Genomic DNA, 14541 nt, shown 5'->3' on the forward strand with positions numbered 1-14541 from the left:
CGCATCATCGCGAACCGGATTGCGCGCCTGCTGGCGGCGCTGCTGTGTCTGCTGCTGCCGGGTGTCAGCGCGGCGGAGGATCAGTTCGAGCTGCTGGTGATCGCGACGCCCAGCAAGTACCACTACGAGTACATCCCGGTCGCGCGCGAGAACATCGAGCGGCTGGCGCGGCTTCACTCGTTCAAAGTCACCTGGACCAGCGATCCCGCGGTATTCGACCGCGACCTGACGCCCTATGCCGCAATCATGTTCCTCAACACGCCGGCGGAGCAGCTGAGCGACAGCCAGCGCCGTCGCTTCGAGGGCTATGTGGAAGCCGGCGGCAACGCGATGATCGTCCACCGCGCCGCCATCGTGCCCGCGGGCGCATGGCCGTGGTTCGAGCGGCTGGTCGGCCGGTCGTTCGTCAACCATCCCAAGGTGCAGACGGCGGTGGTCACGACGGCGGACCCCGATCATCCCGCGACCTTCGGACTGCCCGCGCGGTGGCTGTGGAGCGACGAGTTCTACGTCACGACGAACCCGCACAAGGTGGCGATCAGCACCGTGCTTCGCGTTGACGAGCGCAGCTACGACCCGACCCGCATCTGGCCCGGGCAGGTCGGCGAGCGGATGGGGGCCGACCATCCGGAGGCCTGGCACCACCGGGTCGGCAGGGGCCGCGTGTTCGTGACCCTGCTCGGCCACACCGCCGACATGTACCGTGACGACCGCTACCTCCAGCACCTGCTCGGCGGCATTTACTGGACGGCGACGGGGCTCGGTCAGCAGCGCTGAGACGTCCGGCGCAAGCCTCGCCGGATCGATCGCGGGACGGCAGCGCTCAGCGCCAGGCGGCGCTGCTCAGCAGATACGGCCCGGTTCCTGCGATCAGCACCAACGCGATCCGGACGCGGGCATAGCTGCGCACGTCGGCGCGGGTGAGCAGCGCGGAAAGGTAGCGCACGTCCTCCATCCCGATCAGCAGCACGCCCGCGACCACGGCATAGGCGCAGAAGAACAGCGGATTGTAGCCGGTGCTGCCGAAGCCTGCCGGCAGGACCGTCGCCGCCAGCAGGTTGGCGGCGACCAGCCCCGCCGATTCGACCCGCAAGGCGAGCGCCTGGCTCACTGCGGGCGGTCGCCGGCGGGCGACGGATCCGGCAGGCGACGGACCCGGAAGACCGACGCGGGCGGCAGGTTGCGATAGGTCGTGCCGACCCGCTCGGCCCCTAGCCTGAGCCGCAGCAGCACATCGGCAGGTACGGAGCAGGTCTGGCCATAGGTGAAGAGGTACAGGCAGGCGTCGGGTTCGAGCAGCGCGAAGGCATTGCGGAGGATCGCCTCCACGTCCGCCGGCGGCATGGCGCGCAGCCCGAGCCCGCACACCGCGGCGCCGAAACGCGCGTCGGCCATTGCTTCGCGAAGCACCGTCGCATCAAGCGCGCGGACGCGGGCGGCGGGGTAGCGCCCAGCGAGGCGGCGGGCGAGCGCGCGATCCCGCTCGATCAACGTGAGGTCTCGTTCGGCGACTCCGCGGGCGAGCAGCGCGGGCACGAACGCGCCGGTGCCGCTGCCGAGTTCGAGCACCGGGCCGGTACCGCAGTCGATCTCCTGCGTGATCAGCGCCGCCAGCGCACGGCTCGACGGCGCGATCGAGGCGACACCGAGCGGGTCGCGCAGCCAGCGCACGAAGAACACGGTCGTATCGCCGATGTCGCGCACTACCCGCCGCGAGAGTGCGGCCACCCGGTCGATGCCGGGCGAGGTGGAGAGCGACGTTGGGCCGGACGTCATCACTTGCGAACCCTTGCTGGTGTGAATGGCTTGGTCGACGCCGGGGCGCGGTGCGGCCGAACATAGCGGGCGATCAGGCCCAAGCACAACGCACCTGCGGCAAACCCAAGGCCGATCAGGGTCGCGTTGGCCGGACTGCCGGACCGGCTGACGACATAGCCGAGGGCGATGAAGCCGGCGTTCCAGATCGCGAGACCGGCGAGCGTTGCGAGCAGGTAGCGCGCCCGGTCACGCCGCGCGAGGCCGGCAAGCAGCGGCGCGAGCGTGCGGCTCGCTGGGAAAAGCTGGGCTGCAAAGGGGAGGGCGACGACGCGGCGGCGAGTGGTGCGCAGCACCGCGCCGATCCTGTCGCGGCGCTTCAGCACCGCCCGCACGCGCGGGGCGGACCCTGCACCTGCGACGAATCCGAGCTGGTAGGTCCCGAGCGCGCCGGTGGCGCTGCCGAGGATCGATGCCGCGGTCGCGGTCGATAGGCACCACCAACCCTCAGCCGCGGCGATGCCGATCGCGGCGAACAGCCCGGATGAGGGCAGGATCGGGATCAATCGGTCGCCGAGCGCCAGCGCGAACACCCCCAGGATGCCGAGCGGCGCAGCCAGCAGCAACGCTGCCCCGACCGGATCGGCGATCACGCAGCGATCTCGGGCGGCAGGCTGTTCGCTTTGTCGACAGTGTAACGGTCGAGCGAAGCGCCGGCGTAGCCGTCCTGCTCACATGGTGCGGGCGGCGTGAGCAAGGCAGGAGCCTCAGGCAGGGGACGCGGGCAGCGCATCGGACGAGTCCTTGACGCGAGGGGAGGGTGGCCACCACGAGCGGAACGGGGCACGCCCACCCGTGGTGGCCTGGTGCCGTCGGGGAGGGGGCAGACGGCGCCGTTCGGAACCTCGACGCGCGACAGGTCACGCGTCGATTGCAAATCGGTGGAATGTTTAGTCGCGAGCGCGCCGGGCGACTTACTGTCGCCGTGCGTTGCCGTTGTACTGCATCGCTAAGCTCTACTCTGCATTCTAAGTGGATGTGCCATCATCGCGGGTCCAAATTCGCTTCAATGCCAGTTGAGCTACACAGCATCCTGTATAGGCTTGATCGTAACCCACTCAGATAGTAAATGTAGTCTATGGATTGCGTAGATAGAATTACGACAGTTCGGTACTTGATAGCTTGACAATCCTTGTGTTCGGCGCATGATTGTCGCGCCCGGCTTGGTTCGACCTACACAAGCTAGAAGGGTGACGCGATGAGCAGAATGCCGAATACCGCAGAAATCTTGCCTTTTCCTCCAGGCGGCGTCGCCGGGATGAGGCCGCAGACACCGCCGGCGCTGATGGGCGCCGTCACAGAGCTGATCGAGTCTCGCGGCGGCGGGCAGGGGCGGTTCGAGACCGGAATGCCCGGCGTCCACCTCGTTCAGTCGTTCCACACCTTCCTGCCGGTGCCCAACATGTACCGGCCGTCGCTCTGCGTCGTGTTCAAGGGTGCGAAGGAGATCCTGTTCGGCGACACCACGCTGCACTACCGCGAGATGGAGTGCCTGGTGGTGAGCGTCGAGATCCCGGCAAGCGGCCGGATGGTCGGCGCGACCGAAGCCAATCCCTACCTCGGCATGACCATCGAGTTCGACACGGCCGCGCTGCGCGAGGTGCTGCAGCAGCTACCCAGGCATCCCGCGCCGCTTCACCAGTCGAGCGCCTGCGTCTTCGTCGGCAAGGTCGATGGCGCGCTTAGCGACTGCCTGACGCGCATGATCCGGCTGATGAGCAACGCGCCCGCCATCCCCGTGCTGTACCCGACGCTCATGCGCGAGCTCTACTACTGGCTGCTGAGCGGACCCTACGGCGGCGAGATCGCGAAGCTGGCGCTGCCGGAGAGCCACGCGGAGCGGATCGCGCGGGCGCTCAACCACATCCGCGAGCACTATGCCGCGCCGCTTCGCGTCGAGCAGTTGGCGGAGGTCGCGGGCATGAGCACCTCGTCCTTCCACCACCACTTCAAGATCATGACCTCGATGACGCCGGTCCAGTACCAGAAGCAGCTTCGGCTGCTGGAGGCGCGGCGGCTGATGCTTTCGGACGCCTCCAACGTGTCGGAGGCGGCGTATCAGGTCGGCTACGAGAGCGCCTCGCAGTTCAGCCGGGAATATACCCGGTCGTTCGGCGTGGCGCCGAAGCGAGACGTGCTGAATTACAAGGCGCTGCTCGCGCAGGCCGAGCCGCGCTGATCTCGCCGCGGCGTCGGATTGGAGGATCGGGCAAGTAAGTCACGGCTTCGGGCATGGTGTCGGCGCGGGGCAGGCGTAATTTCGGGCAAGTCGCTGAACCGGCAGCTTGCTCGAAAGGCTCAATCCATGACCCGTTGGACCCATGCAGACATCCCCGCCCAGAACGGCCGTATCGCGCTGGTGACCGGCACCGGCGGGCTCGGCTTCGAGGACGCGCTGGCGCTCGCCCGGGCCGGCGCCGACACCATCATCGCCGGCCGCAATCCGGCCAAGGGCGCGGAAGCGGTGGCTGCGATCCGGCGGGCGGTGCCGCGCGCGTCGATCCGCTTCGAGCGCCTCGACCTCGCCGACCTGGCCTCCGTGGCCGCCTGCGCCGAACGGCTCGCCGCCTCCGTCGAGCGGATCGACACGCTGATCAACAACGCCGCCGTGATGATCCCGCCGGAGCGGACGCTGACAACGGATGGCTTCGAGCTGCAGCTCGGCACCAATCACCTCGGCCATTTCGCGCTGACCGCGCACCTGCTGCCGCTGCTGCGCCGCGGTCGCGCGCCGCGCGTCGTCTCCGTCTCCAGCGTGGCGGCGCCGCAGGGCCGGATCGACTTCGATGATCTCCAGGCGGAGCACCGCTACGTGCCGATGACGAGCTATTCGCAGTCGAAGCTCGCCAACCTGCTCTTCATGCTCGAACTCGACCGGCGCAGCCGCGCGGGTGGCTGGGGCATGGCCAGCATCGGCGCGCATCCCGGCGTCAGCCGGACCAACCTGATCCACAACGGCGCGGGGGAGAACAGCCTGCACGGGCGCATCCGCACCTATCTGCCGTTCCTGTTCCAGCCGGCGGAGCGCGGCGCGCTGCCGACCCTCTACGCCGCGACGGCGCCGGACGCGCACGGCGGCGGCTACTACGGTCCGGACGGGCTGTTCGGCGTGCGCGGCTATCCGACCGTCGCCAAGTTGCCGCATCAGGCGCTGGACGAGGAGGTCGCTGCGCGGCTGTGGCGCGTGTCGGAGGAACTGACGGGCATCCGCTTCGGCACCGAGCGTCCGGCGGTCGTCCGGCACGCCGCCGCCTGACCCGACCCGAGCGGAGAACGAGCATGACCCAACCCGTTCGTACCGTCATCGAAGCGGCGCTGCTTGCCGCCGCGGCAACGCTGCTGACCGCCGCCGCCCAGTCCGACGACCGACCCCGAATTGCCGCAGCGTGGGGGAAGGCACACTGGGAGGTCAGCGGCAGGCCGGTGCAGGAGCGTGTGCCTCTCGGGTCGTCCCCGCCGGTACAGGCTGCTACCTCTCCTCTCCAGCAGGGCTGAGTGGAGCGATGACGCACCAACCGGCAACGATCACCCCTGCCGATGCGCAAGGTCAGCGCGCTTTCCTGCGCGGTCCGCGCGCGGCGGCGCTGCTCGCGGCGCTGTTCCTCGTGTGCGTGTTCGCGCAGGTCGACCGCATCCTGCCCTTCATCCTGGCGGAGGCGATCAAGGCCGAGCTTCGGCTCAGCGACACGGCGCTCGGTCTTTTGACAGGGGTGGTATTCGCCGCCTGCTATGCGCTGCTCTCGCTGCCGATGGCGCGGCTCGCCGATGAGGGGTCGCCGCGGGTCGTGCTCGTCGGTTGCGCGCTGGTGTGGAGCGCGATGACCGCGCTCGGCGGCGCGGCGACCGGCTTCGCGACGCTTGCCGCGACCCGCTTCGGTGTCGCGCTGGGTGAGGCTGGCGCCATCCCGTCGAGCCACGCACTGATCGCGCGGCGCATTCGGCCGGAGCGGCGCGGCTTGGCGCTGGGGCTGTTCTCCATGGGCATTCCGCTCGGCACCATGGTCGGCTTCGCGGCCGGCGGAGCGCTCGGCGACCGTTTCGGCTGGCGCATGGCGATGGTGGTCGCCGGCGTCTTCGGGGCAGTCGTCTCCGTGCTCGCCTTCGCCGCCGCGGGCCGTACACCGGCCGAGCGGCGGCCTTCGTCCGCGAGCTCCTTCATCGACGCGAGCCGCGCGCTGCTCCGCCAGCCGGCGTTCCGCGCGTTGATCGTCGCCGCGATCAGCATCGGCTTCGCCGCCGCGCCCTTCTACGCCTTCGCCGCCACCTTCCTGATCCGCAGCCATGAACTGAGCGCCGCGCAGGCCGGGCTGATCTTCGGCGGCTTGCAGGGGCTAATGGGCACCGCCGGCACGCTGCTAGGCGGACGCGGCTTCGACGCCGCCGTCCGGGCCGGGTCCACCACGATCCTGCGCGCACCCGCGATTGCGTTCATGCTCGCCGGCGCCTCGACGCTGGTCTCGCTGTTCGTGCCCGTGCTGTGGGTGTCGGTCGCCTTCATGCTCCCGGCCATGTTCGCCTTTGCCTACACGCTGCCCTTCGCCTTCGGCGTAGCGCACCAAGTGGCGGGCGTCGGGCGGGAGGGCATGGCCTCCAGCCTGGCGATGATCGCATCCGGCCTGTTCGGGCCGGCGCTCGGGCCGCTGCTGGTCGGCGCGGTGAGTGACGGCGCGAGCGCGGCGGGGCTGGAGAACGGGCTGGCGGTCGGGCTGCTGCTGGTCCCGGTCGCCTGCGTCACGACCGCGCTCCTCTACCAGCGCGCGGGGCGGCGCATCGCGGCACTCGGCTGACGCTGCCTCCACCCACCCGTTGGCACCGCGGCTGCGCATTGGCGTTGACGCGGGCTCGCCAGGGCGCAAGACCGTGGCGGAACAGCCCCAGCGCGCGCGTCCGGTGCCGCTGGCCGGTGATGCAGGGGAGCAGGTAATGAAGGCAATGATGATGGCGCTGGGGTTGGGGCTGATGGCGATGGCCGATCCTGCGGCGGCGGCGGAGGCGAAGCGGTCGAGCTTCGGCCGCCTGCCGGACGGTCGCGAGGTGCCCGCGGTGACGCTGACCAACCGCAACGGCGTGTCGGCTAAGGTCATCGCCTATGGCGCGGCGCTACAGTCGATGCTGGTCCCAGATCGCGCCGGGCGCGTCGCCGACGTGACGATCGGCTACGCCGACATCGACGGTTACCTGCGCAAGCCGCAGTTCTTCGGCGCGACCGTGGGCCGCTTCGCCAACCGCATCGCGCGGGGCCGCTTCACCCTCGACGGCCGCCAGTACCAGGTGCCCGTCAACGACGGCGTCAACTCGCTCCACGGCGGGACCGCCGGGTTCGACAAGGTGCTGTGGGAGGTGGTGCGCGTGACCTCGGGCCCGAGCGCGTCGGTGACGCTCCGCTACGTCAGCCCGGACGGCGACCAGGGTTACCCCGGCACCCTGACGGCGGAGGCGACCTACAGCCTGGACGAGGCGAACGCGCTGACCATCGAGTATCGTGCGACAACCGACAAGCCGACGATCGCCAACATCACCAATCATGCCTTCTGGAACCTGGCAGGCGAAGGGTCGCCGGGCGGCGCGATGCGTCACCTGCTGACCATCCCGGCCGACACCTACCTGCCGACCGACGCCGGCGCGATCCCGACCGGCGAGCGGGCGAGCGTGCGCGGCACCAACTTCGACTTCCGGCAGCCCCGCGCGATCGGCGATCGGGTGCGCGACGCGAGCGACCGACAACTGGTCTACGGCCGCGGCTACGACCACAACTGGATCGTCGGGACCGCCGTCACCCCCGACCTGCACCTGACCGCCCGCGTGACGGAGCCGGTGTCCGGTCGCGGGTTCGAGCTCTGGTCCAACCAGCCGGGGCTGCAGTTCTACTCGGGCAACTTCTTCGACGGCACCACGATCAACAAGGCCGACCGCATCCTCCGGATGGGCGACGCCATCGTGCTGGAGCCGCAGATCTTCCCGGACACGCCCAACCAGCGCGGCTTCCCGACCGCCCGGCTGAACCCTGGCGAGACCTTCCGCAACACCATGGTGTACCGCTTCACCGGCGTCGGCCGCGCGGCGCCGCGCCGCTGACGCTCGCTGCGGAGTTCAACCAGCGCGCCCGGAGGTCTGCTTGCGTCTTGTCCTGATCGCCGCCGCGCTGATCGCCACGGCCGCACCGGCGCAGCGCGCGCCCGTGCCGGTCGATCCATTCATCGGCACCGGCGGGGAGGGGCACACCTTTCCCGGTGCCGTCGCGCCGTTCGGCATGGTCCAGTTGTCGCCGGACACCGACACGCGGTGCGTCATCCGTGACTGCTACGGCCATGCCGCCGGTTACCGCTACGACGACCCGACGATCGAGGGGTTCAGCCACACTCACTTCTCGGGTGCCGGTCACTCCGATCTTGGCGATATCCTGGTGGCCCCGGTCTCCGGCGACGACGTGCCGCTGGAGGCGGGCACGCCCGAGCGCCCAGGCTATCGCTCGCCGTACCGAAAGGCGTCGGAGCAGGCGCGTCCGGGCTATTACGCGGTCACGCTCGACCGGCCGGGCGTCCGCGCCGAATTGACCGCCGGACGCAGGATCGGCGTCCATCGCTACCGCTTCCCCGCCGGCAAGGCCGCGCACCTCGTCGTCGATCTGCGCTCGTCCTTGTACAATTACCCCGGCAAGGTGCTTTGGTCGGGGCTCCGGGTGCGGCCCGGCGGTACGCTGACCGGCTTTCGCGAGACCCGCGGCTGGGCGCCGGGGCGCAAGCTGTTCTTCGCGATGCGCTTCTCGCAGCCGCTCACCGGCCACGCGCTGCTCAATCGCGAAAGCGATGTGCCGTACAAGGGTTTTCAGGGCCCGGGCCGTGGCAGCGATCAGGTGGCCGAGCGGCTCGGGCGGGCGCTGGTCGCCCGTCTCGACTTCGGCACGCTCGACCGGCCGCTCGAGGTGAAGGTCGCGCTGTCGGGGGTGGATGAGCAGGGCGCACTGGCCAATCTGGCGAGCGAGGCGGGCAACTTCGACGCCATTCGCGCCCGAACGTCCGATCACTGGGCGAAGGCGCTCGGCGTTCTCGACGTCGCGGCGCCGCCAGCCGTGCGAACCAACTTCTACACCGCACTCTACCATGCGATGCTCGCACCGAGTGTCTGGGGCGACGCCGACGGTCGCTACCGCGGACCTGACGACCAGGTGCACCGGGCGGATGGTTTCACCTACCGCTCGACCTTTTCGTTGTGGGACACGTTCCGCGCGCTCCATCCGCTGCTCACCCTGACTCAGCCCGAGCGAGTGAATGCCGAGATCGTGCAGTCGCTGATCGCCAGCCGTGCGGCCAGTCTGGACGGCATCCTGCCGGTGTGGCAGTTCCACGGCCGCGAGACCTGGACCATGATCGGCTATCACGCGGCACCGGTGATCGCCGACGCCTATCTGAAGGGCATCCGCGGGTTCGACGCGCAGGCCGCACTCGACGCCATGGTCGCAAGCGCGAGCTACGCGCCGTACGGCGGTCTCGGCGAGTATATGGCGCGGGGCTACGTGCCGATCGACCGTGAGCCGGAGGCGGCGTCCAAGACGGTCGAATACGCCTATGACGACTGGACGATCGCCCGCATGGCGGCGGCGATGGGGCGGCCGGACGTGGCCTCGACCTTCGCGAAGCGGGCAGGCAACTGGCGCAACAGCTTCGACGTCCGCACCGGCTTCCTGCGCGCGCGCAAGGCGGACGGCAGCTGGCGGGAGCCATTCGATCCGACCGCGATCAACTACGGCTCCGATTACACGGAGGGCAATGCCTGGCAGTACAGCTGGTTCGTGCCCCACGATCAGGCCGAACTGTTCCGTCAGATGGGCGGTAACGCCAGGGTGATCGCCAAGCTCGACCGCATGTTCGAGTTCGACAACTCAACCGTCGATTACAGCCACGCCGAGGACATCGCCGGGCTGATCGGCCAGTACATCCACGGCAACGAACCGAGCCACCACGTCGCCTATCTCTACAGCTACGCAGGCGCGCCGTGGCGGACGCAGGAGCGGCTGAAGCAGATCGTCGAGAGCCAGTATCGGGCGACGCCCGACGGCCTGTCGGGCAACGACGACCTGGGCCAGATGTCGGCCTGGTTCGTGTTCACGGCGCTCGGCTTCTACCCGGTGGCGCCCGGCAGCAACGAATATGTGCTCGGACGTCCGTTCGTGGACCGCGCCACGCTCAACCTGCCGAGCGGCAAGCAATTCACGGTCACGGCGGAGGGGCTGTCCGACACCAACCGCTACGTGGCGCAGGTGCGCCTGAACGGCCGGCCACTGCCCCGCGGATTCATCCGCCACGATGAGGTCATGGCCGGCGGCACGCTCGCCTTCACCATGGCGGCGCAGCCGAACCGCCGCTGGGCGACCACACCCGCCGAGCGCCCGTTCTCCGCGAGCGTGGCAGCGGCCCGCTAGTCCGGTGTGCCCGTGTCGATGAGGCGGGGCGGTCCCCAGAAGTCGGGAGCGGGCGGGGTGACCGTGCCGTCGGGTGCAATGCCGACGCCGCCCGCGCGATCCCCCGCGAGCCACCACGGACCATCGAGGTCGGCGCAGTCCGCGCGCGCCGCGATCTGGAGCGCGGGCGCGATCGCCAGGGACGTTGAGATCATGCACCCGACCATCACGCCCATGTTCGCGTCGCGCGCGGCGGCGTGAAGCGCCAGCGCCTCCGTCAGCCCGCCGGTCTTGTCGAGCTTTATGTTGACGTACGCGTAGCGGTTGCGGAGCCGCGCCACATCGGCGGCGACGTGGCAGGATTCGTCCGCGCAGATCGGCACAGGGCCGCGGAAACCTTCCAGCGCCGCATCGTCGGCGGCAGGCAGCGGCTGCTCCAGGAACGCGATGTCGAGCCCGGCGAGTACCGGCTGGAGTGCCTCCACCTGCGCCATCGTCCAGCTTTCGTTCGCGTCGACGATCAGGCGGGTGTCGGGCAGCGTGGCGCGAACCGCGCGCAGGCAGGCCTCCGGCTCGCGCCCGTCGACCTTGACCTTGACCAGGCGCGCGTCGCGGACGGCAGCGGCGGCGGTGGCCATCCGCTCCGGCGTGTCGATGCCGAGCGTGATCGCGCTCGTGACCGGTGGTAGCGGCGCGGTCGCCGCGATCTCGCCCCGCTTCGCCGCCAGGTCCCACAGCGCGCAGTCGATCGCGTTGCGCGCCGATCCCGGCGGCATGACGCGGCGAATCTCCTCTCGGGTCAGGCCGGCGGCAACCTCGCCGGCGACTCTTCGCGCCTGCGCCAGCACTTGCTCTACGTTCTCGCCGTAGCGTGGCGTAACCGATCCCTCGCCGCGGCCGGTAACGCCGTGCTCGCTGATCGTCACCACGATCACCTCCGCCTCCGTCCGCACGCCGCGGGCGATGCGGAAGGGGGTGCGCAGCGGCCAGCGCTCGATCTCGGCGGTTACCGCCCGAAGCACACCGCCCACCGATCCACGATCGCGCCGACCCCGTGCCGAACCGGGTCGGCGCAGGGCAGGTCGAGCGCGATCTCCACTTCCGTGCACGCGTCGCGCGCCGTCCTCTCGTCCAGTCCGCTGGTGTTGAGCGCCACGCCGACGGCGATGACGTCGGGGTTGGTCAGCCGTGCCGCCTCCAGGTTGCGCTGCAGACAGTCGGCGAGCGGCGGCACCCGGTGATGGGTCATGTGGCGCATCCGCTCTCGCCCATGTTCGTGGCAGAGCACCAGCGCATCGGGCTGCGCGCCGTGAAGCAGGCCGAGCGACACGCCCGCGTAGGACGGGTGGAACAGCGATCCCTGGCCCTCGATCAGGTCCCAGCCATCGTCGTCGCGGGCGGGGGAGAGCTGCTCCACCGCGCCGGAGATGAAATCGCTGACGACCGCGTCGATCGGCATGCCCGCGCCCGAGATCAGGATGCCGGTCTGCCCGGTCGCACGGAAGTCGCAGGACATACCGCGGGTCCGCATCTCACGCTCGATCGCGAGCGTCGTGTACATCTTGCCGACCGAACAGTCGGTCCCGACGGTCAGCAGCCGCTTGCCCGCGCGGGGCACGCCGGTGCCGACCTTCAGCCCCGGCGGCGGCTCGCGCACGTCCCACAGATGGCGGCCGAGGGCGGCGGCACGGTCGCGGATCGCGGGCTGGTCGGCGAGCCGCTGGTGCAGCCCGCTCGCGACGTCCAGGCCGGCATCGAGCGCCAGGAGCACGTCGGCGACGGTCCGCTCGGCCATGATGCCACCGGCGTTGGCGACACCGATCACCAGCGTGCGCGCGCCTGCGGCGGCTGCCTCGTCCATCGTCAGGTCGGGCAGGCCGACCGAGATGCCGGCGGGATCGGTGCGGACCTGCCCGATGCACTGCTCCGGCCGCCACACCGCCAGGCCGCGCGCGGTCTTCGCGGCGATCGTGTCGGCGGCACCGCCCAAGTACAGCAAATATGGCGGCTCTAGCATGTGTGTTCCCCCTGCCGGCCGCGCGGCTTTCCGCCTCGCCGATTGAGCGGCTACGCTAGCATGCTACCGCCGCGCCGGACAGTGCAGTCCGTTGCAGATGCAGAACGGTCAGGCGACCTGGGGCAAGCGGTCAAGGTGCTTGTCGAGCGTGATCGGATAGTCGCGGATGCGGATGCCGGTCGCGTTGTAGACTGCATTCGCTACCGCCGAGCCCGGGCCGCAGATGCCGAGCTCGCCGACGCCCTTGGCCTTCAGCGGCGAGATCACCGGATCGAGCGTGTCGAGGAAGACGCACTCCTGGTGCGGGATGTCGGCGTGGACCGGCACCTCGTATCCGGCCAGATCGTGGTTGACGAAGAAGCCGAAGCGCTTGTCGACCGCCAGCTCCTCCATCAGCGCCGATCCCGCCGCCATCACCATCGCGCCGATCACCTGGCTGCGCGCCGACAGCGGATTGAGGATGCGTCCGGCATCGCAGACCGCGAGCATGCGGCGGATGCGGATCTCACCGGTGTAGCGATCGACGCCGACTTCGGCGAAGTGGCCGGCATAGGTGCCGATGTCGAAGTCGCGCTTGAACCGGCCGAAGTTCATCTCGTCGGTGACGGACAGGTTGCCGGCGTCGGCGAGCCGCCAGCTGCGATTGTCCGCGACGACGCGGCCGTCGGTGAAGGTCGCCGCGTCGCCATCGAAGCCGAGCTTCTGCCCAACCGCACGGCGCAGCGCGAGGCAGACGGCGTAGGTGCCGGCGGTGGAGCTCGCCGCACCCCACTGGCCGCCGGAACCGGCGGAGACGGGGTCGTCGGAGTCGCCGAGGCGTACGTCGACCTGCGCCAGCGGCACGCCCATCGTCTCCGCCGCGGTCTGCGCGATGATCGTGTAGGAGCCGGTGCCGATGTCGGTCATGTCCGTCTCGATCACGACCCGGCCGTTCTCCAGCGTCGCGCGCGCTGCCGACTTCATGGTCGGAGAACCGCGATAACCGGCCGCCACGCCCATGCCGACCAGCCAGCGACCGTCACGAACGGTGCCGGGCTTCGCCTGCCGCTTGTCCCAGCCGAACCGGGCCGCGCCCTCGCGCAGGCAGCGGACGAGGTTGCGGTCGGAGAACTTCTTCTCCGGCGTGCCCGGCACCGTTGCCGGCTCGTTCAGGATGCGCAGCTCGACCGGGTCCATTCCAACCGCCTCGGCCAGCTCGTCGATCGCGACTTCCAGCGCCAAGTGGCCGACCGCCTCGCCGGGCGCGCGCATCGCGTTCCCCTCCGGCAGGTCGAGCTGGGCGGTGTAGTTGGCCTGCAGCCGGTTGGGGCCGGCATACATCGACGCGGTCTGCGCGGTGCCGTTCTCCCCGTCCTGACCGTTGATGTTGCTGGACCAGTTCTCATGCGCGAGCGCGGTGATCCGCCCGTCACGGCCAGCGCCGATGCGGATGCGCTGGATCGTGCCCTGACGGTGGGTTGCGTTGTTGACCATCAGCGGACGTTGCATCGCGACCTTGACCGGCCGCTTCAGCTTGCGCGCCGCGAGCGCCGCGACCACCGCGTCGGCGCGCACGAACAGCTTTCCGCCGAACCCGCCGCCGATGTAGGGCGCGACCGCGCGGACGTTCTCTTTCGGGATCGACAGGATCGTCGCCATGCTGCTCTTGCACCAGGCGATCATCTGGTTCGCGGTCCAGAGCGTTAGCTTGTCGCCCTCCCACGCCGCCGTCGTCGCGAACGGCTCCATCATCGCGTGGCTCTCGTCGGGCGTCGTGTAGCGCTGGTCGATCTTGACGGGTGCGCTGGCGAACGCCGCGTCGAAGTCGCCCAGCTTCTTGTTGTCGGGCTTGCCGCTGCCGTCCTTCGCCATCGGCGCGGATGGCGCGGCGGCGGCGAGGTCGAACTTGCCCTCGACCCGTGCATAGCTAGGGCGGATCAGCGCAGCCGCAGCACGGGCCTGCTCGAAGGTCTCTGCGACGACGCAGGCGATCGCCTGGTGATAATGGCGGATCTCCGCACCGCCGAACAATGCCGTGTTGTTGCCGGTGCCCGTCGGCAGCGGTGCCGAATGATCGAGCGTGGACACGATCCCGATCACGCCCGGCGCGTTCGCCGCATCACGAGTATCGAGTGCGGTGAGCCGGCCCTTCGCCACCGCACTGCCGACGAGGTAGCCGTAGGCTGCGTCCGGCGCGACATCGTGGCGCTCATAGGCGTAGGGCGCGCGTCCGGTGGTCTTGAGCGGGCCGTCGATCCGCAGCGTGGACTTGCCGACGACCTTTGCATTGTCGAACAGGTTCGTCTCGGCGGGTGCGGTGAACTCCATGTGC

Annotated in this window: 13 protein-coding genes; 7 read left to right on the forward strand and 6 right to left on the reverse strand. The window is 69.8% G+C overall.

The genetic code is table 11. The annotated features are described in order from the left end of the window. Positions 1 to 96 precede the first annotated feature (96 nt). Positions 97 to 777, forward strand: coding sequence for a ThuA domain-containing protein (locus CRO12_RS12275; protein WP_245858482.1), 681 nt, complete (start codon positions 97 to 99; stop codon positions 775 to 777). Positions 778 to 823: 46 nt separating this feature from the next. Here the strand turns inward: CRO12_RS12275 and CRO12_RS12280 are convergent, their stop codons facing one another. From CRO12_RS12280 to CRO12_RS12290, 3 genes are read right to left on the reverse strand one after another with little or no spacing between them, the layout of a single operon-like run. Beyond that, complete coding sequence (locus tag CRO12_RS12280; RefSeq protein ID WP_097064385.1) at positions 824 to 1111, reverse strand: hypothetical protein; 288 nt, start codon at positions 1109 to 1111, stop codon at positions 824 to 826. Beyond that, positions 1108 to 1776, reverse strand: a complete 669-nt coding sequence (locus tag CRO12_RS12285) for a class I SAM-dependent methyltransferase (protein ID WP_179641018.1) — start codon at positions 1774 to 1776, stop codon at positions 1108 to 1110. Before CRO12_RS12285 ends, CRO12_RS12280 begins: the two co-directional genes overlap by 4 nt. Beyond that, positions 1776 to 2408, reverse strand: a complete 633-nt coding sequence (locus CRO12_RS12290; protein ID WP_097064386.1) for a DedA family protein — start codon at positions 2406 to 2408, stop codon at positions 1776 to 1778. Before CRO12_RS12290 ends, CRO12_RS12285 begins: the two co-directional genes overlap by 1 nt. A 665-nt stretch (positions 2409 to 3073) precedes the next feature. Here CRO12_RS12290 and CRO12_RS12295 point away from each other — a divergent pair. From CRO12_RS12295 to CRO12_RS12315, 6 genes are all read left to right on the forward strand, one after another. Next, on the forward strand, positions 3074 to 3994 hold the full coding sequence (locus CRO12_RS12295; RefSeq protein ID WP_245858484.1) for an AraC family transcriptional regulator: 921 nt from the start codon (positions 3074 to 3076) through the stop codon (positions 3992 to 3994). 126 nt (positions 3995 to 4120) lie between these two features. Then, complete coding sequence (locus tag CRO12_RS12300) at positions 4121 to 5071, forward strand: SDR family oxidoreductase (protein WP_097064388.1); 951 nt, start codon at positions 4121 to 4123, stop codon at positions 5069 to 5071. Positions 5072 to 5094: 23 nt separating this feature from the next. After that, positions 5095 to 5310, forward strand: coding sequence for a hypothetical protein (locus tag CRO12_RS17790; protein ID WP_144033606.1), 216 nt, complete (start codon positions 5095 to 5097; stop codon positions 5308 to 5310). An 8-nt stretch (positions 5311 to 5318) separates the two neighbouring features. Beyond that, positions 5319 to 6602, forward strand: coding sequence for an MFS transporter (locus tag CRO12_RS12305; RefSeq protein ID WP_097064389.1), 1284 nt, complete (start codon positions 5319 to 5321; stop codon positions 6600 to 6602). Positions 6603 to 6738: 136 nt separating this feature from the next. After that, entirely contained in the window at positions 6739 to 7890 is a 1152-nt protein-coding gene (locus CRO12_RS12310) for an aldose epimerase family protein (protein WP_425443033.1), read from the forward strand. 40 nt (positions 7891 to 7930) lie between these two features. Next, positions 7931 to 10234: a GH92 family glycosyl hydrolase gene (locus CRO12_RS12315; RefSeq protein ID WP_097064390.1), complete on the forward strand. Its 2304-nt coding sequence runs from the start codon at positions 7931 to 7933 to the stop codon at positions 10232 to 10234. Here the strand turns inward: CRO12_RS12315 and dgcA are convergent. The 3 genes from dgcA to paoC form a co-directional block, all read right to left on the reverse strand. Further along, a complete protein-coding gene (gene dgcA / locus CRO12_RS12320) occupies positions 10231 to 11244 on the reverse strand; it encodes an N-acetyl-D-Glu racemase DgcA (RefSeq protein WP_342747233.1) in 1014 nt (337 codons plus the stop codon). The genes CRO12_RS12315 and dgcA overlap by 4 nt on opposite strands. Beyond that, positions 11220 to 12230, reverse strand: coding sequence for an N-acetyltransferase DgcN (gene dgcN, locus CRO12_RS12325; protein ID WP_097064391.1), 1011 nt, complete (start codon positions 12228 to 12230; stop codon positions 11220 to 11222). Before dgcN ends, dgcA begins: the two co-directional genes overlap by 25 nt. Before the next feature lie 108 nt (positions 12231 to 12338). Next, positions 12339 to 14537 carry an aldehyde oxidoreductase molybdenum-binding subunit PaoC gene (gene paoC, locus CRO12_RS12330; protein ID WP_097064392.1) on the reverse strand — a complete coding sequence of 733 codons (2199 nt, stop codon included), beginning with the start codon at positions 14535 to 14537 and terminating at the stop codon, positions 12339 to 12341. Between the last annotated feature and the right edge of the window lie 4 nt (positions 14538 to 14541).

Source organism: Sphingomonas guangdongensis (assembly GCF_900199185.1).
Lineage (GTDB): Bacteria > Pseudomonadota > Alphaproteobacteria > Sphingomonadales > Sphingomonadaceae > Sphingomonas > Sphingomonas guangdongensis.

Coding starts and splice junctions, on each gene's coding strand:
- CRO12_RS12285 (WP_179641018.1), bottom strand. CDS start 1,776: ATGACGTCCGGCCCAACGTCGCTCTCCACCTCGCCCGGCATCGACCGG.
- CRO12_RS12295 (WP_245858484.1), top strand. CDS start 3,074: ATGAGGCCGCAGACACCGCCGGCGCTGATGGGCGCCGTCACAGAGCTG.
- CRO12_RS12300 (WP_097064388.1), top strand. CDS start 4,121: ATGACCCGTTGGACCCATGCAGACATCCCCGCCCAGAACGGCCGTATC.
- CRO12_RS17790 (WP_144033606.1), top strand. CDS start 5,095: ATGACCCAACCCGTTCGTACCGTCATCGAAGCGGCGCTGCTTGCCGCC.
- CRO12_RS12305 (WP_097064389.1), top strand. CDS start 5,319: ATGACGCACCAACCGGCAACGATCACCCCTGCCGATGCGCAAGGTCAG.
- CRO12_RS12310 (WP_425443033.1), top strand. CDS start 6,739: ATGAAGGCAATGATGATGGCGCTGGGGTTGGGGCTGATGGCGATGGCC.
- dgcN (WP_097064391.1), bottom strand. CDS start 12,230: ATGCTAGAGCCGCCATATTTGCTGTACTTGGGCGGTGCCGCCGACACG.
- paoC (WP_097064392.1), bottom strand. CDS start 14,537: ATGGAGTTCACCGCACCCGCCGAGACGAACCTGTTCGACAATGCAAAG.